Source organism: Nocardioides sp. HDW12B (assembly GCF_011299595.1).
In the GTDB taxonomy this organism is placed as follows: Bacteria; Actinomycetota; Actinomycetes; order Propionibacteriales; family Nocardioidaceae; genus Marmoricola_A.
In genome coordinates, this window is sequence record NZ_CP049867.1 from 844560 (window position 1) to 866731 (window position 22172).

Sequence of the window (22172 nt, forward strand, 5' to 3'; positions counted from 1 at the left end):
CAGGGTGAGGACGCAGCACGCAGCAGGAACCCGCACGTCGACCCCCGCGCCCGCCCGCACGTCGGGCGCACCCGCGCTCGACGCGCTGCGCCGCCGCACCCGCGCGGCCCACGAGGGGCTCGACGCCGCGCTGTCGGGTCCCGGAGGCAGCATCGTCGACACGGCCGGCTACGTGCGGCTGCTCACCACGCTCTCGACCCTGCACGCCCACACCGACGAGCCCCTGCACGGCTGGGCCGCGCGGTCCGGCTGGGTGAGCGACCACCTCGACCTCGCCGTGCTCCCGCGACGCCGTGACCTCTACGCCTCCGACCTGGCCCGGCTCGGCGCGAGCCCGCGTCCGACCACGGTGCGCGCGACCCCCTGCGACGACGGGCGGGCCCTCGGGCTCCTGTACGTCGTCGCCGGCTCGACCAAGGGTGCGCGCATGGTCCTGCGGGGACTGCCCGACGACCTCGCCCCGGACGCCCGCGCCGGTCTGAGCGACGCCGCCGCGCCGGGCGCGGCCCGCCTGTGGCAGGGCTGCCGCAGCGTGCTCACCACGCCGCTGCCCGAGGAGCTGGTGGCCCGCGCGGCCGACGAGGCGGAGCGGCTGTTCACCCTGCTGCGGGAGGGCGTGCATTGAGCGAGGCCTTCCTGCCGGTCGGCAGCCCGGTCGACCTGACCAACTGCGAGCGCGAGCCGATCCACATCCCCGGGAGCATCCAGCCCCACGGGGTGCTGCTGTGTGCGCTGGGCCCGGACGACCCGGTGCTGCAGGTCAGCGCCAACGTCGCCGACGTCTTCGGGGTCGGTCCCGAGCACCTGCTCGGCACCCCGCTGCTCGACCTCTTCGAGCACGCCTGCCACGACGCCCTGTCGCTGGCGATGTCCGCGCCGCCGGGGGAGCGGACCGCGGTGCCGGTCAAGGCGCTGGTGCGCCGTCGCACGAGCAACGGCCGCGGCACCCCGCCCACGAGCAACGGACGCGCGTCGGCGTACTCCGCGCTGGTGCACCAGGTCGGCAGCGTCTGGCTCGTCGAGCTCGAGGCCGAGGAGGTCGCCCTCACCGTCGAGGACACCCTGCTCGGCGTGCGCTCCGCGGTGACCCGGCTGACCTCGGCCACCTCCGTGAGCGACCTGCTCGAGGTGGCCGCGGTCGAGATCCGTCGCATCACCGGCTTCGACCGGGTCATGGTCTACCGCTTCGACCAGGACTGGAACGGCCAGGTGGTGGCCGAGGCCAAGCACGACCTGCTCGAGTCCTTCCTCGGCCTGCACTACCCGGCCTCCGACATCCCGCCGCAGGCGCGCGCGCTCTACAAGGTCAACCTGCTGCGCTTCATCCGCGACATCGACGCGGTCAACGCCCCCCTGGTGCCGGTCGACAGCCCGCTCACGGGGGCGCCGCTCGACCTGTCCCTGGCCGCGCTGCGCAGCGTCTCGCCGATCCACTGCGAGTACCTGCGCAACATGGGCGTCACCGCCTCGATGTCGGTGTCGATCATGGTGGCCGGCGAGCTCGCCGGGCTGGTCGCCTGCCACCACTACTCCGGGCCCTACGTGCCCTCGGCGCCGGTGCGCGCCACCTGCGAGTTCCTCGCCCAGACGCTGTCGCTGACGCTGAGCAGCCGCGAGCAGGACGAGGTGGTGCGCCGCTCCACCCAGATCCAGTCGACGCTGGCAGCGGTCACCCGGGCCGGGGCGCGGGCCCAGGAGGACCTGGGCACGCTCATGGAGCGCTACGCGCCGGGACTCATGAGCATGGTCGGCGCCCAGGGCATGGCCTGGACCTTCGACGAGACGACCCACACCTCGGGTCTCGTCCCGGATCCGGCCGACCTCGTCCGGCTCCGACGGTGGGTCGCGGACCACCCGTCCCCCGAGCAGGTGCTCCAGACCGATCGGCTCGGGCTCGACGTACCGTCGCTCAGCGACCTGGCCGGCACCGCCAGCGGCGTGCTGGCACTGCGCATCGCCGACGGCCAGGACGTCCTGTTCCTGCGGCCCGAGGCCGTGCAGACCGTCGACTGGGGCGGCAACCCGCACCTCAAGGTGATGCAGGTCGACGCCGACGGCGTCTCCCGGCTCTCCCCACGCGGGTCCTTCAAGCTCTGGCGCGAGACCGTCCGGCGACGCTCCGTGGCGTGGGAGAGCGCCGAGCTGGAGGCCGCCCACGCGCTGTCGGCCCACCTCGTGCAGCTGCTCTACAGCCGCCACCGCACGGTGGCGATGGTCGCCGAGACGCTCCAGCGCAGCCTGCTGCCCGAGACGCTGCCCGCCCCGCCCGGGTGGAGCTTCGCGGCCGACAGCCGTCCGGCCTCCGCCGGCGTCGGCGGCGACTGGTACGACGCGTTCCTGCTGCCCTCGGGCCGCTACCTGCTCGCGGTGGGCGACGTGGCCGGACACGGGCTGACCGCGGCCAGCGCCATGGCCCAGCTGCGCAACGCCCTGCGGGCCTACGCCGTGGAGGACGACGACCCCGTCCAGGTGCTGCTGCGCCTGGACCGGATGGCGTCCATGCTGGCGCCCGACGACCTGGCCACCGCGGTGGTGGCGACCCTGGACCCGGTGACCGGCGACGTGTGCGCGGCCTCGGCGGGTCATCCCTCCCCGATCGTGAGCCAGGGGGGTCGGGCGTCCCTGATGGAGGTGGCGTCGTTGCCCCCGCTGGGCGCCGGACTGCTGGCCGCGGCGCACGACACGGTCCGGGGCACCGACCTGAGCCTGAAGCCGGGCGACGCGCTGGTGCTCGTCTCCGACGGGATGTACGAGCGTCGGGGGGAGGCCGTGGACGTCAGCCTCGCCTCGCTGGCGAGCCTGGTCGACGAGAGCCTGGAGGAGCACCCCGAGGTCGGCGCGAGCCTGCGCGACCTCATGGTGCGCGCCCCGGGCAGCAGCATCGACGACGACGTCACGCTGCTCATCGTCCGCCGCGACTGAGCAGCCGCTACGGTTCGACGGTGACCGACCGACACACGTCCGTGCCAGAAGACCCGACCCGCGGCGGGGTCGTCGCGCAGGCGGAGGCGGTGGCCGCTTCGCGGCTGACGGCGTCGGACCTGCTGGAGCAGACGCTGGCCCGCATCGAGGCGCTCGACCCGACGCTCAACGCGTTCACCGTGGTGCTGACCGAGCAGGCGCGGGCCGAGGCGGCCGAGCGCGACGTCGCCCAGCAGCGCGGGGACGCGCTGGGCCCGCTGCACGGCGTGCCGGTGGCCATCAAGGAGGAGAACGTCGTGGCCGGCACGGTCACGACCCTCGGCGGGTCGGCCAACCGCACCCCGGCGACCGAGGACGGGCACGTCACGCGGCTCCTGCGCGAGGCCGGCGCGGTCGTGGTGGGCAAGACGAACATGCCGGAGTTCGGCCTGTTCCCGTTCACCGAGTCGGTCGCCCACGGCATCACCCGCAACCCGTGGCGGACCACCCACACCCCGGGCGGCTCCAGCGGCGGCACGGCCGCGGCCGTCGCCAGCGGGATGGTCGCGGTCGGCATCGGCGGTGACGGTGGCGGCTCGATCCGCATCCCGTCGGCGTGCTGCGGACTCTTCGGGCTCAAGCCGAGCCGGGGACTGGTCTCGTCCGCACCGCTCGGCGACCTCTGGCAGGCGCTCGGCACGGTCGGACCCCTCACCCGGTCGGTCCTCGACAGCGCGGTCGTCTACGACGTCATCCGCGGCAACGAGCCGGTGGACCGGTGGACGGCCCCCGAGCCGCCGTCGTCGTACGCCGAGGCCGCACGGCTCTCCGCGGACGGGGCACAGCGCCGTCTCCGCGTCGGTTGGTCGACCACGCCGCACACGCGGGGGATGCGGCCGGCGCCCGAGCACGTGGCCGCGGTCGAGGAGACCGCCGCGCTGCTCGAGGGGCTCGGGCACGAGGTGGTCGAGATCGACCCGCGCTACCCGGACGCGACCGCGGCGTTCCTGCCGCAGCTCTTCGCGGGCATCCGCGACGAGGCCGCGCTGGTCGAGGACCGCAGCCGCCTGGAGCCGCGCATCAAGCAGACGGTGGCCATGGGGGCCTGGGCCCGTCCGGCGGTGGTGCGTCGCGCCATCGCGCGCGGCGACCGGCTCGCCGACCGCGTCGACGAGCGGGTCTTCTCCCGGTGCGACGTGCTGCTGACTCCCACGCTGGCCGAGCGGCCGCCGCAGACCCCCGTGCTGGGCCGCAAGCCGGCACCGGTGGCGCTGCTGCGGTCGATGCCGATGATCGCCTACACGGCGCTGTGGAACGTGACCGGCCACCCGGCGGCGGCGCTGCCGACCGGCATCGCCGACGACGGCCTGCCGGTCTCGGTGCAGCTGGTGGGGCGCCGCTTCGACGAGGTCACGCTCTTCGCGCTGGCCGCGCAGATCGAGTCGGTGCGGCCGTGGGCCGACCGCTGGCCGGAGGTCGGGGCGTGAGCGCGGTCGGGCTGCTGCTCCACACGCCCCTGGCCCGGGCCCGTCGGGCGGCCGGCCTCCTGCCCGGCGTGCCGGCGGCGCCGTCGTGGCTCGCTGGGCGCCGGGTGCTGGTGACGGGCGCCTCCTCGGGCATCGGCGAGGCGACGGCGTACGCCGCGGCCCGGCGCGGGGCGACCGTCCTGCTGGTGGCGCGCCGGGCCGACGAGCTGGACCGGGTACGGGCCGCGATCGTGGCCGACGGCGGCCGGGCCCACGCCTACGTGTGCGACCTGACCGACGCCGCGGCGCTGGACCGTCTCGTGGCGCAGGTGCTCGCCGAGCACGGAGGAGTCGACGGGCTGGTCAACAACGCCGGCCGGTCGATCCGCCGGTCGCTGGCCGCCTCCTGGGACCGGGTGCACGACGTCGAGCGCACGCTGGACCTGAACTTCGTGGCCCCGGTGCGCCTGACGCTGGGGCTGCTGCCCGGCATGGTCGAGCGCGGCGAGGGTCGGGTGGTCAACGTGCTGACGTGGGGCGTGCAGGTCAAGGCGCCGAAGTTCAGCGCCTACATCGCCTCCAAGACCGCGCTGGACGCGTGGTCGCGCATCGCCGGACGCGAGCTGTACGGCGACGGCGTGTCGTTCTCCAACGTCCGGCTGTCGCTGGTGCGGACCCCGATGATCGGTCCGACCGACGTCTACCGCAGGGCGCCCGCCCTGAGCCCGGAGCGGGCCGGCGAGATGGTGGTGCGGGCCCTGGAGGAGCGACCCGTCACCGTCGACACCCTGGCCGGCCGGGTGGCGGAGGTGCTCAACCTGGCGCTGCCCCGCTTCAGTGACCTGGTCGCCTGGGCCGGCAGCCGCGGCTTCCCGGACTCGCCCGCGGCCGTCCGTCACCTGGAGGAGCCGGCAGAGGAGCCGGCAGAGGCTCCGTCCGAGGCGCGGGCCTAGCGTCCGAGCGTCAGGCGGACTTCTTGGTCTGCTTCTTGGCGGCCGTCTTCTTCGCGGACTTCTTGGCCGGGGCCTTCGTGGAGCTCGCCTTCTTGGCCGTCGACTTCTTCGTCGTCTTCTTGGCGGGCTTGCTGTCGTCCGCGGCGTCGTCGGCCTCGTCGTCGGCCCCGTCGTCGGCCTCGTCGTCGGCCTCGTCGTCGGCGCTGTCCTCGCCCCGGGCCGTCTTGGCGGCGGCGACCGACTTCTGCAGCGCGGCGAGCAGGTCGACGACCTGGCCGGCCTCGGGCTCGGGCTCCTTGGTCCGGGTGACCTCGCCGCCCTCCAGCTTGGCCTTGACCAGCTCGCGCACGGCGGCGGCGTAGTCGTCCTCGAAGTCGCTCGCGTCGTAGTCGCCGGCGAGGGTGTCGAGCAGCAGCTTGGCCATCTCGACCTCCTGCGGCTTGGGGTCCTCGACCTCGGCCAGGGAGGAGAAGGAGGGCTCACGGATCTCGTCGGGCCACAGAAGTGTCTGCATGACAAGAACATCGTCACGGACCCGCAGCACGGCCGGCGTCATGCGGGTCCGGATCGAGACGGTCACCACGGCCACCCGGTCGCTCTCGCGCAGGGCGTCGCGCAGCAGCGCGTAGGGCTTGGTGCCGCTCTTCTCGGGCTCGAGGTAGTAGGGCTTGTCCAGCTGCATCGGGTCGATCTGGTCCGAGGGCACGAACTTCTCGACCGAGATCTCCCGGCTGCTGTTCACCGGCAGCTCCGCGAGGTCCTCGTCGTCGAGGATGACCATCTCGCCGTCCTCGGTCTCGTAGCCCTTGGCGATGTCGGCGTAGGCGACCTCCTCGCCGTCGACCGAGCAGATCCGCTGGTACTTGATCCGGCCGCCGTCCTTGGCGTGCACCTGCCGGAAGCTGATGTCGTGGCTCTCGGTGGCCGAGTAGAGCTTGACCGGCACGCTGACCAGGCCGAAGGAGACCGCGCCCTTCCAGATCGCTCGCATGCGGACACGGTACCCATCCGCGACCCACCCGCGCTGATTCCGTCAGGATGGGCCCATGCGTCCGATGCTCGCGACCAAGTCGACCGGCGGCACCCCGCCGCCGGGGGAGACGTGGGTGCACGAGGTGAAGTGGGACGGCATGCGGGTGCTCGTCAGCGTGACCGGCGGCGTCCTGCGGATCGAGTCACGCAACGAGAACGACGTGACGGTGGCCTTCCCCGAGCTGGCGGGGCTGGCGGACCGGTCGGTGGTGGGCGGTCACGACATCGTGCTCGACGGCGAGGTGGTGGCCTTCGACGACGCGGGGATCCCGCGCTTCGGGGTGCTGGCCGACCGCATCCACGTGCGCAGCAGCCGGCGGGCCGAGGAGCTGGCCGCCGCCCGTCCCGTGACGCTCATGGTCTTCGACCTGCTGGCGCTCGACGGCCTCGACGTCACCGGCCTGCCGTGGTCGGACCGCCGCGCGGCGCTGGAGGGACTCGAGCTGGAGGGTGCCCACTGGCGCACCCCACCGACGTACGACGACGGGGCCGGGTTGTTCGCGGCGACCCTGGCCCAGGGGCTCGAGGGCGTGGTGAGCAAGCGCCGCTCCTCGCTCTACCGACCCGGGCTGCGGTCGAAGGACTGGCTGAAGCTGCCACACCGCCCGTCGGGCTCGTACGTCGTCGGAGGCTGGCGACCCGAGACGGGCGGCCGGGACCGGCTCGGGGCGCTGCTGGTGGGGGAGCCGACCGAGCGGGGGCTGGTGTTCCGGGGGCGGGTCGGCAGCGGCCTGGCCGGCAAGGCGGGGGCGCGGGTGGCCCCGCTGCTGGCGCCCCTGGCGGCCGACGCCTCGCCGTTCGTCGACCCGGTGCCGAAGGAGGACGCCGTCGGCGCCCGCTGGGTCCGACCAGAGCTGGTCGTGGAGGTGGCCTCCCTGGGCTTCACCCCGCAGCACCGGCTGCGGCAGCCGGCGTACCTCGGCCTGCGCGCGGACGTGAGCGTGGACGACCTGGGGGTGGCAGGTGCCTGAGGCGCGCGAGGAGGTGCGGGTCGAGGTCGACGGACGCGCCCTGACGCTGAGCAACCTCAGCAAGGTGCTCTACCCGCAGACCGGGACGACCAAGGCCGAGGTCATCGACTACTACGCCCGGATCGCGCCGGTGCTGCTGCCGCACCTCGAGGGGCGGGCGGTGACGCGCGTGCGCTGGCCGCACGGCACGGGGGACCAGTCGTTCTTCGAGAAGAACCTGCAGGCGCGAGCACCGACGTGGCTGCGTCGGGTCGAGGTGCCGTCCTCCGGCTCCCGGGGCGGCACGGCCGGGCTGCTGACCTTCCCGGTGATCGAGTCGGTCGCGGCGCTGACCTACCTGGCCAACCTGGCGGCGCTCGAGCTGCACGCCCACCAGTGGCGCTTCGACGACGACGGGCAGCCGGTGAACCCCGACCGGATGGTCATCGACCTCGACCCGGGGGAGCCGGCCGGGCTGCACGAGTGCGCCCGGGTGGCGCTGCTGGTGCGCGAGCGGCTCGCGGCACTGGGCCTCGACGCGGCACCGGTGACCAGCGGCAGCAAGGGGCTGCACCTCTACGCGCCGATGCCGGGCGACCTGACCACCGACCAGGTGCGCGACGCGGCGCGCCAGATCGCGGAGAGCCTGGAGGAGGAGCACGGCGCCCTCGTCATCTCCTCGATGACCAAGGCGCGGCGCGGCGGCAAGGTCTTCCTCGACTGGTCGCAGAACACCGGGGCCAAGACCACGATCAGTCCCTACTCGCTGCGCGGCACCCTGACGCCGTACGTCGCGGCGCCGCGGACCTGGGACGAGGTCGAGGAGGGTGCCGAGGACGAGCTGGGCCTGGAGCAGCTGCGCTTCGACGAGGTCCTGGCGCGGGTCGAGTCCCACGGTGACCTGTTCGGCGAGCTGCTCACCTGAGGGTGGTCGAGCCCGTCGTGCCTCTCGGGACCTGCCCCCGGGGCACCGAGGCGTCGACGTACCCGTCCTCGACCGCGCGCTGGAGCAGCTCGATGCGGGTCTTGACCGGCCGCCCGAGGGCGGCGTACTTGCTGCGGATGCGCTTGAGGTGCTCCTTGACGGTCGACTCGGCGAGCTCGAGCTGGCGCGCGACCTGCTTGCTGACCAGGCCCTGGTAGAGCAACGTCAGCACCTCGATCTCGCGCGCCGTCAGCGTCGGACGCGTGGTGCGGGAGGTGTGCAGGAGCGTGGCCAGCTCGACCGAGAGGTAGGAGTCGCCCGAGCCGACGGCGGTGACCGCGGCGAGGAAGTGCTCGGCGGGCTGGTGCTTGAAGACGATGCCGCGTGCGCCGGCGCCGACGGCCTCGGCCATGAGCGCGACGTGCTGGCCGTCGGACTGCACGAGCACCTCGGCGCCGCTGGCGCGCAGCGCCACCACGTTGTCGGCCAGGGACGACCCGTCGAGCAGGCGCAGCCCGAGGACGGCGACGTGCGCACGGTGCCGCTGCGGGTCGAGGTCGGCCACGGTGGGCGCCGCGCCCACCAGCCGCATCGGTCGCGCCCCGTGGCGCGAGGCCAGCAGCGTCGCGTGCTCGATCCCCAGCAGCGTGAGGGGATGCTCGTCCACCGCGACGACGCGCAGCTCCGACTCGGTCATCGGCTCCCCCTCTCACCCGGCCCGCTGAGGTTGTACCCGGGGGGGTTAGGCCGGAATCGGGACTTTGGTCCCCATGAAGGTAAAGAAACCGGGGTCTGACCTGCGGGTTCGCCGCCCGGCCGGGAGTTATCCACAGGTTGGAGCCTGGGGGCTGATCCGGAAGGTAAAGACGCGAAGACTCAGGACCGTCCAGGACCAGCCGGCCGAGGGGGAGCGCGCGGTGACCACCATGTCTGCCACGTCTGCCACGTCTGCCGAGGCACCCGCCGAGGTGCTGCCCGACCGCGACGTGGTGGCCGGCCTCGACGCCGCGCTGCGCTCACGGGTGCAGCAGCGCGGCGTGGACCCCCAGCGCGAGGCCGACGTCGTGCGGCAGCTGGCCCACCAGGTGGTCCGCGAGCACGACGACCGCAGCCTCACCGGGGCCGTCGACCCGGTCGCCGACCGCGAGGCGCTGGTGCGCTACCTGGTCGCCCACGTCTCCGGCTTCGGCCCGCTCCAGCCGTTCCTCGACGACCCCGTCGTCGAGGAGGTCTGGATCAACGAGCCCTCGCGGGTCTTCGTCGCCCGCGACGGACGCCACGAGCTCACCCCGGTCGTGCTGAGCGCGGCGCAGGTCATGGAGCTGGTCAAGCGCATGCTGGCCACCAGCGGTCGCCGCATCGACATCTCCCAGCCGTTCGTCGACGCCCTGCTGCCCGGCGGTCACCGGCTCCACGTCGTGCTCGACGGCATCACGCGCGGCTTCACCGCCGTGAACATCCGCAAGTTCGTCGTCAAGGCCGCGCACCTCGACGACCTGGTGGCGCTGGGCAGCCTGCCCGCCCCGGCCGCTGCCTTCCTGCGAGCCTCGGTCGCGGCCGGCCTCAACGTGCTGGTCTCCGGCGGGACCCAGGCGGGCAAGACCACGATGCTGAATGCCTTGGCCGCGGCCATCCCTGGCGGGCAGCGCGTCATCAGCGTCGAGGAGGTCTTCGAGCTCGACTTCCGCCAGACGGGATTAGCGGTAGGACCATGCAGAACCAGAGAGAGACAAACGCACTCGCCGGTCTAGTCCGGGCTGTCTGCAACCTTTTGATGCCCGTAGTAGCAGCATGAGTGTCGTGACGCGCCACATCGCGGTGTACGTGCGTATCTCGCAGGACCGTGATCTCAACCGCGACAAGGTGACTCGCCAGCACACCGAATGCGAGAAGCTGCTCAAGAAGCTGCAGGGGGACGGCATCTTGCGGAAGGGCTTGCGTGTCGAGGTGTACGAGGACAACGACACCAGCGCCTATGACACGAAGAAGCGAGAAGCCTTCGAGCGCTTGATGGATGACGCGGCGAAGGGCTACGTCGAGGCGATCATCGCCGACAACACAGATCGCCTTTACCGGCGGGTCTTGGATCTCTATCGGGTTGCTGGGCTCATCCGCGATCAAAGGCACTTGACGGTGCACACGAGCAAGGCTGGAAGGGTCGACTTCTCTACACCAGCTGGTCGCCTAGCCGCCGTGATGCTGGCCGCGGTCGCGGAGTACGAGGTCGAACTGAAGTCGGTGCGCCAGAAGTCGCAGTCAGATCAGCTCGCGCGAACGGGAGCTCCAAGGAGAGGCGGTCGCCGGCCATTCGGCTACGAGAAGAACGGACTGGACATCATCGCGCCAGAGGCTCAGCAAGTCCGCGAAGCCGCAGACTTACTGCTGGGAGGGGCGTCCGTGATGTCGGTCCTTCGCGAATGGAATCGGTCGGGACTCCCCCCAGTGCGTGGGGGCGTTTGGCAGCACTCTTCCTTCTGCGCGGTCATGACACGCCCCCGAAATGCAGCCATTCGAGAGCATCGCGGCAAGCTCGTTGGTGACGCCTTGTGGCCACCAATTCTCGACGAATCGACCTTCGAGCAGGTCCGAGATCTGCTCACGGATCCGTCGCGCTCCACCACAACCGACCGGACACGTAAGCACCTGCTCAGCTTCGTTCTCAAGTGTGGCCGCTGTGGCGGGGCAATGCGGGCGGGCGCGACAAGGTCTCGTGGCCGTACCTACCCCGTGCTTCAGTGTCATGGCCTCGATGGCTGCCGTCTAGCGATCTCTTACGGTGTGGCAGAGACAGCAGTCAGGAGCTACATCCAGCGCCGTTTGACTCTCCCGGATGCCACCCTGAAGCAGGCCACGCGAGACGGCCGCAAAGACCTTGCTGACCTCCGTCGTGAACGTGCAGTGCTGGCCTCCGATGAGTTAGAGGTTCAGGCGAGGGACATCAGCCTGAAGATGAAGCTGCTGTTCCTGGCCGACCTCCACGCGCGGCGTCGCCAGATCGATGGGGAAGTGCAATCCTTGGAGCGGCGCCTTTCGCTTGCGGGTCTTGTAGTCGAACCCACCATTCGAGGGGGCGTTACAGCATCGAGGGCTTCGCCGTCGAGGGAGCCGCCGCGATGCGACGCTTTGACGCTATGGACCTACAAGCGCGCAGGCGAGTGGTCAGGGCTCTGTGCGCGGTGACGATCGAGCCCGCGGAGAAGGGCGTCTCCTACAAGGGCGGGAAGTCCTTTGAGCGAGTCTGGATCCAGCCGCTTGACCCAGTGACAGGTGAGCCGGTAGGTGATTCGCTGCAGGGCGAGCCACCAATGTCGCCGCCTCCCTAACGGGCGCGCCTTGCGAGGCAGGATGAGGGGTCACGACGGGCCGCTCCTTGGGCTCCCGGCGGCTGTTGGCTGGGTCCTGGGGGGCGATGGGTTCCTGAGCTGTGCAGCAGCGACAGCGCGGCTCAGAAAGTTGCCGCGCGAGAGGGGTTGGGGGGCCCTTCGGTCGATGACAAGTCAGTCGTCGCCACCGGTTTGCATAGTGCGTGAGAGAGGGAGTCTCCGCGAGCTGCTGTGCATCGCCACGTACAGGATCGTTGTTCGGGCGTAGTAGCAATATGACTACTCAGAGGCAGCGTGACACGGCCCGCGAGACCATGCGGCGCAACGCGACGAAGCATGGGCTGGCGAGCGGCGAGACCAAGTCCACCTATTACGTTTGCAAGAGCGTGCTCCGCTCGCCCTACACGCTCGTCGACCCGTGCTGGCACGACCTCGCGGTGTTCACCCGTGGAGTGCTGTGCGAGATCGGCCCGCGTTCTGGCCCCGAGTGGAGGCTCGTTGCCGTGGTGGACCTCGGATACCTCCTCGACCCCAACGGGGAGCCGAGCAAGCTCCTGATCTTCAAGCCGGGCTGCGTGCGCTGGCAGCTGAAGTGAGCTGAAGGGTCTACGTAATTGCCCAAAGGTGGAGGCCTGACCAAAGGTGGCCCTCAAGTCTTGCCCCTGACCCATGGCTTGTCGGGAGTGCCCTTCGGGCGTAATAGCAGCATGAATGAAGTGACAGCGTGTAATCGCCTCAACGAAGCAGGGGGATTGCCATGAGCGATGAGGGCAACCCGCGTCATTTCGCTCATGGCGCAGTGATCCCCTTGAATGGCGCCGCCGCGCGCTACATACGTGCTTTCGATGCCATCGATCCCGATGATCTGGGCTGGAGCTCGTACCGACTCAACTCGTCGCACCTCGACCCGGTGAGGATGCCGCTCCGTGAGCACGCAAACTTCAGGCCGGCCAGGCGGGCTTGGGCGCTGGCCTGCGCCTTGGACACCCCCATTGCCTCGCCGTGGGTTCTGTCGTTCGAGGCCTTCCTCGTGTGGGTAACGGTCGAGCTCGGTGTTGTCTCGGATGGTGCCGAGATCCAGGTTCGCGACCCTGACTTGGGCTTCGCAAACGGCAATCTCGACGTGACGTAGCGGACCGAAGTCCGGCGCCTGAGCATCCGAACGACCACGCGAACTCTCTGCCGGGGCTCCGACCTGTGTGGCGAGCACGGAGTTCGCGTACCGTTCGATCTGCGGATTCGCCTTCAACCTGACGCGAAACCACTGCTGGAGGAGGCATGAGCCTCACGAAGGATGTGGGGACGCTAAGGAAAGGAGGTCGGATGAGATAGAGATTCATATCAAAATCACTCCGAAGGTCGCGAGGCAGTTGATTGCACTGGCGACATTGCTGATTCTCCTCTGAGATGACGCAGAGCACACGGTGCTGCCCGAGCCGTGTGCGGGACCGCACCGGGCACGTACTGAAGTCTGAAAGCGGACGAGACGCGCCTACGCTGCTCATCGCCCGCCGACAGCGACGGCGAGGCGGATCACCGAGCTCTATCCTCCAGGCGTCCCTGATGCGGGTCGATTGGCTGTAGTTCGGGTCGCTGATCACTGAACTGTAGGTCGTGCGGGAGCCCAGCAGAGGTGGCGATTTCTTCGAGCTCCTTCAAGCGGGGCGAGTCTTCACGGAACCGCTCGAAGGCGTCCACTGCGAGCACCGCAGCCACCGCGAGTCCTGTCGCCGTCGCGTCGATTCTCCGCGCCGCCCCTGTCGGAGAAAGCGACGTGAGCGTTTCTCGGTCGTCATCGTGTTGTTGGACGATCTGAAAGTGGGCCGCGAGGGTGCCGTACGACGGATGGACCGCCTGCGAGAGCTCGCGGTAAAGGTCGTAAAAGAGACCGCTGTCATCGAATCTGTCGAAAAGCTTCTGGCTGGAGAAGCTTCTTTCGTGACCTGGGATCGGCTCAACATCGAGGATGGGTCGTAGATCGTCGTGCGTCCCAGTCGCGTCCGCGAAGGTCCTCGCTCGTGTCATCCACGAGTGCTTCATGTGGTTCGACAGGACCCTTTCGCCATCCTCGGTCAATAGGATCCACTGGGAGCTCAGGGCATGCTCGAGGGCGATGCGAGCAGAGGCCGTTGCGACGAGCGGGAGCTGCTCGATGACGTCGAGCGCCTGGGACACGTGATTGAGGGCGTTGGCCACCATGGGATAGGCGACGCGGAACTTCGTGTCGAGCGCCGTCGGGACCTCCACGCGGCCACGCTCCTCGTGCCACAGGCGCAGGCATTGCCGCGCAGCGGCGAGGTGGGCACGGTCGAGAGCGCGTGTCTCGTGGGCTTGGAGGTCAGGGTCAAACGCGTCAGTCAAGCGACATTCACCCCGACGATTAGGTACCCGGGGCAGCTAACCGCATCTCGCGACGGCGTGAGCACTCGCACCATCTGCCCGGCAGGGGCCGGCTCCGGGGTCGTAGCACGGATCGTTTGGTGGAAAGTGGTGAGCCAGACGAGCCGCCCGTTAGTGAGGGGGAGAGGTGTGGGGAAAACCAACCTGTCTGAGTCGAACGCGATGTGGGGTTCAGTGATGACGACCTCGACGCCTGTCAAACGGTCCCATCGATCGTCAAGCGCAACGACCGTCTCGCGCGCGTCGACCTGGCATGGAGTGAGCGCCGCCCGGACTGTGGCTATGACAAAAGCGCTCTGAACCCCGTCGACAACGGGGGGCGCGTCGAACTTCCAAGCAGCCCGATCCGCCGAACGCCAGAGCGGCTTGTCCTGCGCCATGTGCTCAGAGGTATAGGCGACACGCCACCTTCCGCTTTCATGCAATGACGCCTTGATGGTGTCAGCTTGTTCGGCGGCTGCGACATAGACGTCGTTCTTGTGGACCCACAAGCGCCAGGAGCCAGCACCGAGACCGGCATTGGCGCCCTCGACGATCCGAAGACAGAATCTATAGCGCTGACGCTTCCCCATGAAGAGACGGTAGCTCCGAGCACCGACAGGGATACGCAACTCCCTCCTCTGCCGGGAGTCGCAGCGGGAGTTTGTTCAGGTTGCGCTCAGGGTCGACAGACGCGGAAGTACACACGCCCGCTCATCGGCGATCTGGTGACTGGGGCTTGGTGGCTCCTGGCCGGTCTGGCCGCTGGCGGGGAGGCCCCAGGAATGGGTCTCGAATCTCATCGTGCACCAGATCTGGCCAACGGTCGTCAGCCTCGCTCCCGGACGGTTCGCTCGACCAGCGCGCCTCAGGGTCCTATGAGCAGTTGAATAGCCCGCGGTCCGAAGAGTTGTACATGAGTCGACTGATGAGCAGCCCATAGTGGCCAGGCAATGCGGTTGGTGTGCGTCGCAGCGGAGGGCGGACCTTGAGCGGCGGGTCCTTGATGGCGAGCCCATTCGGCTGGTGTCGGCTGCCGCTGGCTATTCGGAGAGCGCGGCCTACCGCCACATCCGCCATCACATGCGTCCGGAGCTTCGCAAGAGCTTGCGACAGGCAGACGCCCCTCTCGATGTAAGCGACTTCGGCGCTCGCCTGGTGGCGCTGCTCAACGACTCCGCGACGGTGCGGCAGCACGCGGTGGCTGTCGGCGATGGCCGCCTCCTCCTCCAGGCAGGAGCACACGAGCGGGACACGCTTGCTGTGCTGCTAAACCGCCTGGGCATCGACTCTGAAGAAGTCCTTGACGTGCTGGATGAGGCTCGCCAGCTGGCGCGGGCGCTGCGCACGGTGTTGCCGCACCACCCTGACGCGTGCATGGCACTCGTGAGAGAGCTGCACCGCCTCGGCCTCACCGAGGCCGCCAGAGCCTTGGTGCAGGTATGCGCCACACATGTGGCAGAACCAAACAATGCGTCACAAGACAGGAGCACCGAATGAGTCAGAGTAGCGAAATCAAGCCTGCGTCAATGGACCAGAGCCAGCACGCCGCAGTAGGTGAGGTCCTCCATTTCCTAGTGTCGGGCATTACCTACTGCGTAACGACGAAGCTGTCAGGGGGCGTTGTCTCGCGACGCGGTGACACCCTGGCCATCACCGAGGAGCTCCTCGACGCCAATCGCACGCGCACTGGCAAGTGCTGGTTAGACCTTCTCCACGACCCGCTCGGACAGGAGCGTCGATGGGGGCGGCAGGTGATCGCCCCTGGTCAGCCGCCCGAAAGGCTCGTGACCTGTGATCCGGGTTCGCTCCAGTTCGAAAGCGAGCGGGCGGAGGCCCTAGAAGCAGCACGATCGAAGGCGGACCCCCGCGACAGGGCTCACGCCGTGGCGGAAGTGGGCAAGCGCTTCGGCCTCCCCGCGCCCAGCAGCCGCAGCGTGTCGTACGGACCCCGATGAATAACAAGGGACGCTCCTACCGCTTCCGTGGCGATGTCGTGAACTACCTCCGTGCTGCTGGCTTCACCAAAGCCAGGGCGCGAACGGAGACACGAGTGCTCTCTGCCGAGCTCCGTGACGCACGTGATACCGGCGACATCATCGGACTCTGCCCTTGGACGCTGGCGGTCAGGAGTGGCCAGTCGATAGACCTGAGCGGAGCCATGAACGAGGTGAAGGGGGAGGCGGAGCGGGCTGGGTCGTCACTTTTTGCCAGCATCCAGCTGCGTCGAGCTCACCCGGCATCCGAGGCGTACGTGACCATGCCCTTGCACGTCTTCACACAGGTCCTCGCCCAAACCGAAGCCCCGTAGCGCACGACCAAGTAGCCGAAGGTCCTGGCTGGACAGGCAGCCGTGCCGCACCTCTTGGCGAGGTGAGGTTGCGCTAACCGTGACGGTGGGGCGGGCTGCCCGTCCAGGGAGGGGCTTGGGCGAGGGTTCCGTGCGGGATGGTAGTTATTGATATGTGATCGTCTTTCTCGACTCGAACGCGCTGATGCAAGACCCCATGTGCGCTGGTGCGCTTTGGCAAGTCCTGGCACATGCGCCAGAAAGCTGGAGTCTCGATCTCTCAACAAGTGAAGTGGTCGTCGCTGAGTCGGTGGCTGGGTACGAGCGACGGATCGAGACCGAGCTCGCCAAGCTCGAGAAACTTCGACGATCCGTGGGTGCCCTGGGAGCTGCAGAAGATGTCGCTGCACTCGCTGCACAACTCAAGAGACGTAGTGAGGCTTATCGCGAGCACCTTCTCGCCTCACTAACCGCGGCGAGTGTGGGGATAATCGAACCGCCAGCTGTGACACATATGGACGTTGTTGGGCGATCTGTGGCGCGTCGGCGCCCTTGTGATCACAAGGGCGATGGTTACCGCGATACTTTGATCTGGCTCTCTGTACTTGAGATGGCTCAGGCAAATCCCGAGAAGGACATAGTCTTTGTCACCGATGATCCTGACTACCTAGACGACAGTGGGTTGGGACTCCACGAAGACCTCCTGGAGGACCTTCGCCGTATCGGAGCAGATTCTAGGGTCCGCACAAGTCGTGTCCTTTCCGACGTCGCGCTGGAGCTAGCGGATAAGGCAGGGGTGGATGGTGCCCTGCGCGAGCTTCGGGCAGAACTAAAGGACGAGACGGTTCGGTCGTTCGTGGCGTCATTGGCAACGGCCCTGCCTAACCGACACCTGGACGCCCGTAACTGTGGCTTACCTCGCGGAGCACGCGGCGGCTTCCTGCAGGACTTGGGAAGCATGCAGAAGTTCCTTTACAAGGTGCGAGGTGGACTCACCGCAAACGAAGCGGTGGCCGAGTTCAGTTTTGAGGCGGACACCCACGTCGTATTTTCGCTGCCTAGCGGCCTGGAACCTGACTCCTTCGAAGCGACGCTACCCCTCCCTGACGGCGGAGCACTGTTCGTTGTCGCCAAGCCCCTGGTGATCACGGGAATCGTCAGATTGGGAAGATTCGACCGGCCCATCGACGGCGAGGTCACGGGTGTCTCAGCAAGGGCCGACGACCCAGGTCGGATCGCCTGGGAGTCCGCGACGCGGCCAGAGATTTCCTCCCTCGCAAGTCTGTACAAGACCATTGGCGTCAACCCACTTGCTGATGTGTACAAGAACTTGAACATCAACCCACTCGCTGATGTGTACAAGAACTTCAATATCAACCCACTCGCTGATGTGTACAAGAACTTCAATATCAACCCACTCGCTGACGTGTACAAGAACTTCAATATCAACCCACTCGCCGACGTGTACAAGAACCTGAATATCAACCCATTGGGCGACGCATTCAAGAATCTAGGCACCGGTCGGGGCTCCTATGAGCAGGAAACGCCGTCGGAGGGACTTGATAACGCCGAGCCGACCGAGCCGACCGAGCCGACCGAGCCGACCGAGCCGACCGAGCCGACCGAGCCGACCGAGCCGACCGAGCCGACCGAGCTGACCGAGCCGACCGAGCCGACCGAGCCGACCGAGCCGACCGAGCGGCCAGATGAATCCAAGGATGACCCCGAGAACTAGGACGGGCTGTCCTAAAGCTTGCTTCTGGACAGGAGTCTCGTAACCGACTGCAATGACGGGTCGACGTGGTGCGACCGCAACCATGACGTCCAAATGGCTGTTCACAATGCAAACGCCAAGACCGTCCACATTGGGAGAACAATCTCGACAAAGTAGACACCCAGCAATGGCTGGGTTCTCTACTGTTTATGACACAGAACATCACCGGATCGGCTCAAGTAGTCATCGCTGCCAACCTCGCTGTGCCCGCGCTCGTGCTCGCTGCAGTGTCCTGGTCCGACGAACCGCAGGCGGTTCCAGTTGCGAGACGGCGACGCTGCGGCAGCCGCGTCATTCTGGAGCTAGAGGGTGCTGGGGCACTCGACCTCCATCCGACGCAACCCCTTCTCGTCATCGAGGCCGCCCCGTGACCGCCGCAACGTTCGGATACGCGCGTGTCTCGACGGGGCAGCAGCTCCTCGACGGTCAGCTCGATGCGCTGCGCAATGCTGGCTGCGAGCGGGTCTTCACCGACAAGATTTCTGGAGTCCGAGCTGATAGGCCGGGCCTTTTGGAGTGCCTCGACCGACTGCGGCCCGGTGACACCCTTGTCGTGGTTGCGCTTGATCGCCTTGGTCGTTCGGTTCTGCAGGTCGTTGGGACATTGACCGAGCTCCACGACCGCGGTGTGGTCGTTCGTAGCTTGAGAGAGAACCTCGACCTCAGCACACCAACAGGCAAGGTCGTGGCGGCGATGTTCGCAGCGCTGGCCGAGCTGGAACGGGAGCTGATCCGCGAAAGAGCGGCAGCAGCTCGCGAAGCTGCGCGTCTCCGAGGCAGGCAGGTGGGGAGGCCGCCGGTCTTGACGATGGAGCAGGCCGAGCTCGCGGGGCGCATGCGGCGGTCGGGGGAGCCCTACGCCGTCATCGCTAGGACTCTGGGGTGTAGCCGCGCCACTGTGTACCGCGTCATCGAGAAAGGTCTTGTCGAGTAACTGTCTGTCTGTCACACTGAGACAGTCAGCTCACGATGGGTGAGCCAGAAGGAAGAGGAATCCGATGATGGCACCAACGATTCGAGTGGACGACGAGGTCTTTGCAGTGCTTCAGTCCGCAGCCACGCCATTCGTAGACACGCCCAACATGGTGCTGCGTCGCAAGCTTGGACTGGACGTCGAGAAGGCAGGAACGACGGCCAACTCAGTTCCTGCGACACAGCTGCGAGGTCGCTTGTGGAGCCTCGTGGAAGCGGGTCTGCTCTCGGCCAATGACGAGCTGCTCTGGCACCGTCGCCAGCAGAACAAGACCTACACCGCGGTCGTGCGTAGCGACGGCGGACTCACCCTCATGGGTGCAGCGAACGGTGAGCACGACTCTCCCTCCTCGGCAGCGCGCGAAGCGGCTGGATACGAGGTCAATGGCTGGAAGGTGTGGAGGCACACCAAGAGCGGCAAGACACTGGATGAGCTGTGGAGTGATCGGGAAGCGGCGCAATCCTGAGCGCCAGCGGGAGTGGTGGGGTGCGGCGGGCTGAACTTCGCAATGTTGCTTAGTCCAGCTCTCCCAGATCGTCGCTGAGGGGCGGCAGCATGTACCGATACCGGGTGACCTCTAGCGCCGTCTCCGTTGGTGCCCAATCCGCGTATCGGCGAGAGAAGCCGCCGGACGCTTCAACGGAACCGTTCTCGAGGCGCGCGTAGGTGATTCCATCGACAACAAAGAGGTCGGTGGCGTCGAATGCTCCCGCGTTCTTCACCTCGCCCGCTGTGAGCTCCACCGTCTCCGCCTTACCCGATGAGCCCTTAACTTCAACCCGCCGAACGTCGCTGCCCTGCGTAGCGACGATGTCGTATGGCTTGTTGGCCCCCGTGTATTCGCATGCGTAGCCCTGCCCTTCATACCAGCGGGTCGCGACAGCTACGGCTCGCCATTCGATTGCCGAACGCACAACTGAGTCCGCGATGTAGCCGCTCTTCCCCGCTTTCGGGCTCCGACCCGGGCTGGGCTTGGCGGCGGGTAGTGACGGAGTGCCAACCAAATCGTCCAGCCCGAGGATCGAAAGCAGGCTCGCTGGCATCTTCACGAAGTACGTCTGCGAAGCGCGGATCGGCCGTTTGTCGCTGAAAGCGAACGGGAAGTAGGAGACGTTTCCGTGAGACGCTTCTAGATGTGCTTTAGCCACACGCAACTGTGTCTCGACCTTGCGGACATCCGAGTCCATTACAGGGCGGGCGAGGAAAACGAAACCCTCAAGCGGCATCCTCCAGGCCGGCCTCGAGTGTAGGTTGCCGCTCGCGCGCCCGACGGTCCCTCGCGCCTGCCAGGAAATATCCGTGTCCTCATAAGCCCCGGTCGCCCGAGACCAGCCGACCACGGCACCCTCGCCGTACATCGTTTTGTGCCAGTGCAAAACCACGTCGCCAGGACGCACGTGCGTGATGAGCTCATATCCCCAATAGGGGCGCCCGCCACCGTCTAAGGTGGGCGCAAACAGGTCGGCGCCCACGTCATGCCTATCGGTGATCTCCATCCAGTACCGCTCGCTGGTGTGGCCCGACCACCAATCTCGAATCTGCATGGCCCCATCCTTCTACGTTGCTGGCCATGCGCTGCAAGCCAGGTCGGCATATGCCGCGGTCCGAGCGGTTATCTCGGCCTCGTCCCACGACTCCAGTTCTGCGAGCGACTGCGTTAAGTGGAAGTCTGAGCCGCTGTACAGATGGCGTTTCGCGGCAAAGCTCTTGCTTCCCATGTCCTTGTTGATCCGCTTCTCGAGTAGAGCCAGATTGCCGATCTGTCCGATCAGGGCCTTCCTTGCGTCGTCCCCGCCGTGCGCCGACTTTGGCATGACATGCTCGATAGTGACCCCAACACTCGACCAGTCGAGTGCGCGAGGCGGGAGTCCGTCCTTCTCATCTTGCGCCCGATCCAGCATCGCCAACAGGTACTTGGCTCTGGCCGTTGGTGGGTCGGCAGTGGCGATGAACGCAGCGCGAAACTCGCCATCGGTCGGTATGAGCTTCTTGATCAGGCGACGAACATCCGGTTGATTGACCGCGGTTCCCGCGGTGATTGCCGCGCTTGCTGTGCCGAAAGCATCTTCCGACAGTTGAGCCCCAATCCGGCCCACGAACTGTGCTCTGACGGACCACTTTGCCAGCTTCACAAATAGCCTTGCGCCTTTGGGCTTATCCCAGGTTCGGAAGGCTGCGATTAGAACGGGCATGCTGCTCTCGAAACCGAACCGCCGATAGGCCAGGATTGCATCCTTGACGTCGACGTTGATCGAGTTCCAGAACGTGTCGTCACTGTCCCTTAGTGCGAGGTAAACCGCGGCAGACTCTTTGAGTTCCTGGAGGTACCGCTTCACCCCGATCTTGCTCTCGGTGAGCCACTGCTGGATCGCTCGATACAATTTCCGAGTGGTGACCGGACCTCGCCTAGAGACGTAGTCGTAGCGCACGAACTTGACAAGCTCCTCGGGCTTGCCGAGGCGCTCCTCGAGAATGGTCCACGCGTTCTCTACGTAGGCAAAGTCGGTGCCCTTGGCCTGGCTAAAGAGGTAGTTCTTCAAGAGGTCGGCGGTAGTCAGGTCTGCCCCGCGGTCGTTCAGCGTTTCGAAGATGACGTAGGCCTCGGGAAGGTCTGTTGCCACGGCAACCAGGACCTGGACCGATTTTTCCAAATGGTCCGCGACCTCGATCAGTTGGCGATACTGCTTGCCAGTCGGTGCGATGGCCCGTAGGTACTCCTTGCAGGTTTCATAACAGATTCTGAGTTTGTCTTTTTGGTCCAGGTCTGTGGATCTCGCCTCCAACAAGGCGTCATACGAATCCTGGTCCCTTGGGCTGAGCGTCAGGGTGACCACGTCACTCTCCTCCGACAACACGTAGCGTCGCAGGTAGCGCTGCTCAGTCTGCTTGGACGTCTCGCCCTTCCCGTACTGAAGAAGCATGTCTCGAACTGCGATGAAGAAGATGGCTGTCGTAGCGAGTCGTTGTTGACCATCGACGATCTGTCGACGGTCGCTGCCGTGACCTGGCTGAGCAAACACGAGAGTGCCCATGAAGTACGGCCTCTTTTGAGTTCGAGCTGCGTGCAGGTCGTTGAGGTACTCCTCGACGTTGGTCGCGTCCCACGCGTAGCTCCTTTGGAACCGCGGCACGGCGACGAGATGCTCGGTGAGCACACGCCCAAGCTGGTCATGATTGAACTCAGTGGTCTCGGCCACTCGAACCCC

Annotated in this window: 20 protein-coding genes; 14 read left to right on the top strand and 6 right to left on the bottom strand. The window is 67.2% G+C overall.

The annotated features are described in order from the left end of the window. Nucleotides 1–4: 4 nt before the first annotated feature. Genes G7072_RS03965 through G7072_RS03980 form a run of 4 tightly spaced genes read left to right on the top strand, consistent with a single transcriptional unit; the run spans nucleotide 5 to nucleotide 5320 of the window. A complete protein-coding gene (locus G7072_RS03965; protein WP_166084342.1) occupies nucleotides 5–625 on the top strand; it encodes a biliverdin-producing heme oxygenase in 621 nt (206 codons plus the stop codon). Beyond that, nucleotides 622–2922, top strand: a complete 2301-nt coding sequence (locus G7072_RS03970; RefSeq protein ID WP_166084343.1) for a SpoIIE family protein phosphatase — start codon at nucleotides 622–624, stop codon at nucleotides 2920–2922. The genes G7072_RS03965 and G7072_RS03970 overlap by 4 nt, the downstream gene beginning before the upstream one ends. A 20-nt stretch (nucleotides 2923–2942) precedes the next feature. Further along, nucleotides 2943–4388, top strand: coding sequence for an amidase (locus G7072_RS03975; RefSeq protein ID WP_206063273.1), 1446 nt, complete (start codon nucleotides 2943–2945; stop codon nucleotides 4386–4388). Beyond that, a complete protein-coding gene (locus G7072_RS03980; RefSeq protein WP_240917142.1) occupies nucleotides 4385–5320 on the top strand; it encodes an SDR family NAD(P)-dependent oxidoreductase in 936 nt (311 codons plus the stop codon). The genes G7072_RS03975 and G7072_RS03980 overlap by 4 nt, the downstream gene beginning before the upstream one ends. Before the next feature lie 10 nt (nucleotides 5321–5330). On the opposite strand, the gene G7072_RS03985 is transcribed toward G7072_RS03980, so the two are convergent. After that, nucleotides 5331–6311, bottom strand: coding sequence for a Ku protein (locus G7072_RS03985; protein ID WP_166084345.1), 981 nt, complete (start codon nucleotides 6309–6311; stop codon nucleotides 5331–5333). Nucleotides 6312–6366: 55 nt separating this feature from the next. Here G7072_RS03985 and ligD (G7072_RS03990) point away from each other — a divergent pair, with 55 nt between their 5' ends. Together ligD (G7072_RS03990) and ligD (G7072_RS03995) are read left to right on the top strand one after the other, a co-directional pair. Further along, nucleotides 6367–7323: a non-homologous end-joining DNA ligase gene (ligD, locus tag G7072_RS03990; protein WP_166084346.1), complete on the top strand. Its 957-nt coding sequence runs from the start codon at nucleotides 6367–6369 to the stop codon at nucleotides 7321–7323. After that, complete coding sequence (gene ligD, locus G7072_RS03995) at nucleotides 7316–8227, top strand: non-homologous end-joining DNA ligase (RefSeq protein ID WP_166084347.1); 912 nt, start codon at nucleotides 7316–7318, stop codon at nucleotides 8225–8227. Before ligD (G7072_RS03990) ends, ligD (G7072_RS03995) begins: the two co-directional genes overlap by 8 nt. Here the strand turns inward: ligD (G7072_RS03995) and G7072_RS04000 are convergent. Then, nucleotides 8220–8924, bottom strand: coding sequence for a response regulator transcription factor (locus tag G7072_RS04000; RefSeq protein WP_166084348.1), 705 nt, complete (start codon nucleotides 8922–8924; stop codon nucleotides 8220–8222). The genes ligD (G7072_RS03995) and G7072_RS04000 overlap by 8 nt on opposite strands. Before the next feature lie 229 nt (nucleotides 8925–9153). Here G7072_RS04000 and G7072_RS04005 point away from each other — a divergent pair, with 229 nt between their 5' ends. From G7072_RS04005 to G7072_RS04020, 4 genes are all read left to right on the top strand, one after another. Then, nucleotides 9154–9978, top strand: coding sequence for an ATPase, T2SS/T4P/T4SS family (locus G7072_RS04005; RefSeq protein ID WP_166084349.1), 825 nt, complete (start codon nucleotides 9154–9156; stop codon nucleotides 9976–9978). A 49-nt stretch (nucleotides 9979–10027) separates the two neighbouring features. After that, on the top strand, nucleotides 10028–11407 hold the full coding sequence (locus G7072_RS04010; RefSeq protein ID WP_166084350.1) for a recombinase family protein: 1380 nt from the start codon (nucleotides 10028–10030) through the stop codon (nucleotides 11405–11407). Nucleotides 11408–11825: 418 nt separating this feature from the next. Continuing rightward, the gene (locus G7072_RS04015) at nucleotides 11826–12146 is read left to right on the top strand and encodes a hypothetical protein (protein ID WP_166084351.1); all 321 of its coding nucleotides are present in this window, start codon (nucleotides 11826–11828) and stop codon (nucleotides 12144–12146) included. Between the two features lie 161 nt (nucleotides 12147–12307). Then, entirely contained in the window at nucleotides 12308–12682 is a 375-nt protein-coding gene (locus G7072_RS04020; protein ID WP_166084352.1) for a hypothetical protein, read from the top strand. A 401-nt stretch (nucleotides 12683–13083) separates the two neighbouring features. Here G7072_RS04020 and G7072_RS04025 read toward each other — a convergent pair whose 3' ends face one another. Next, a complete protein-coding gene (locus tag G7072_RS04025; protein ID WP_166084353.1) occupies nucleotides 13084–13797 on the bottom strand; it encodes a hypothetical protein in 714 nt (237 codons plus the stop codon). A gap of 110 nt (nucleotides 13798–13907) precedes the next feature. After that, nucleotides 13908–14522, bottom strand: coding sequence for a hypothetical protein (locus G7072_RS04030; protein WP_166084354.1), 615 nt, complete (start codon nucleotides 14520–14522; stop codon nucleotides 13908–13910). Between the two features lie 433 nt (nucleotides 14523–14955). On the opposite strand from G7072_RS04030, the gene G7072_RS04035 reads away from it, so the two are divergent. The 4 genes from G7072_RS04035 to G7072_RS04050 all read left to right on the top strand — a co-directional run bounded on the left by G7072_RS04035 (nucleotide 14956) and on the right by G7072_RS04050 (nucleotide 19432). Next, complete coding sequence (locus tag G7072_RS04035) at nucleotides 14956–15429, top strand: hypothetical protein (protein ID WP_166084355.1); 474 nt, start codon at nucleotides 14956–14958, stop codon at nucleotides 15427–15429. Nucleotides 15430–16394: 965 nt separating this feature from the next. Further along, nucleotides 16395–17954 carry a PIN domain-containing protein gene (locus tag G7072_RS04040; RefSeq protein WP_166084356.1) on the top strand — a complete coding sequence of 520 codons (1560 nt, stop codon included), beginning with the start codon at nucleotides 16395–16397 and terminating at the stop codon, nucleotides 17952–17954. 406 nt (nucleotides 17955–18360) lie between these two features. After that, nucleotides 18361–18927 carry a recombinase family protein gene (locus tag G7072_RS04045; protein WP_240917143.1) on the top strand — a complete coding sequence of 189 codons (567 nt, stop codon included), beginning with the start codon at nucleotides 18361–18363 and terminating at the stop codon, nucleotides 18925–18927. An 85-nt stretch (nucleotides 18928–19012) separates the two neighbouring features. Continuing rightward, nucleotides 19013–19432, top strand: a complete 420-nt coding sequence (locus G7072_RS04050) for a DUF4357 domain-containing protein (protein WP_166084358.1) — start codon at nucleotides 19013–19015, stop codon at nucleotides 19430–19432. 49 nt (nucleotides 19433–19481) lie between these two features. On the opposite strand, the gene G7072_RS04055 is transcribed toward G7072_RS04050, so the two are convergent. Next, entirely contained in the window at nucleotides 19482–20510 is a 1029-nt protein-coding gene (locus G7072_RS04055; protein WP_166084359.1) for a DUF3883 domain-containing protein, read from the bottom strand. 12 nt (nucleotides 20511–20522) lie between these two features. Next, on the bottom strand, nucleotides 20523–22163 hold the full coding sequence (locus G7072_RS04060; protein ID WP_166084361.1) for a DUF262 domain-containing protein: 1641 nt from the start codon (nucleotides 22161–22163) through the stop codon (nucleotides 20523–20525). Nucleotides 22164–22172 lie beyond the last annotated feature (9 nt).

Coding starts and splice junctions, on each gene's coding strand:
- G7072_RS03985 (WP_166084345.1), bottom strand. CDS start 6,311: ATGCGAGCGATCTGGAAGGGCGCGGTCTCCTTCGGCCTGGTCAGCGTG.
- ligD (WP_166084346.1), top strand. CDS start 6,367: ATGCGTCCGATGCTCGCGACCAAGTCGACCGGCGGCACCCCGCCGCCG.
- G7072_RS04000 (WP_166084348.1), bottom strand. CDS start 8,924: ATGACCGAGTCGGAGCTGCGCGTCGTCGCGGTGGACGAGCATCCCCTC.
- G7072_RS04005 (WP_166084349.1), top strand. CDS start 9,154: ATGTCTGCCACGTCTGCCACGTCTGCCGAGGCACCCGCCGAGGTGCTG.
- G7072_RS04015 (WP_166084351.1), top strand. CDS start 11,826: ATGACTACTCAGAGGCAGCGTGACACGGCCCGCGAGACCATGCGGCGC.
- G7072_RS04020 (WP_166084352.1), top strand. CDS start 12,308: ATGAGCGATGAGGGCAACCCGCGTCATTTCGCTCATGGCGCAGTGATC.
- G7072_RS04030 (WP_166084354.1), bottom strand. CDS start 14,522: ATGGGGAAGCGTCAGCGCTATAGATTCTGTCTTCGGATCGTCGAGGGC.
- G7072_RS04055 (WP_166084359.1), bottom strand. CDS start 20,510: ATGCAGATTCGAGATTGGTGGTCGGGCCACACCAGCGAGCGGTACTGG.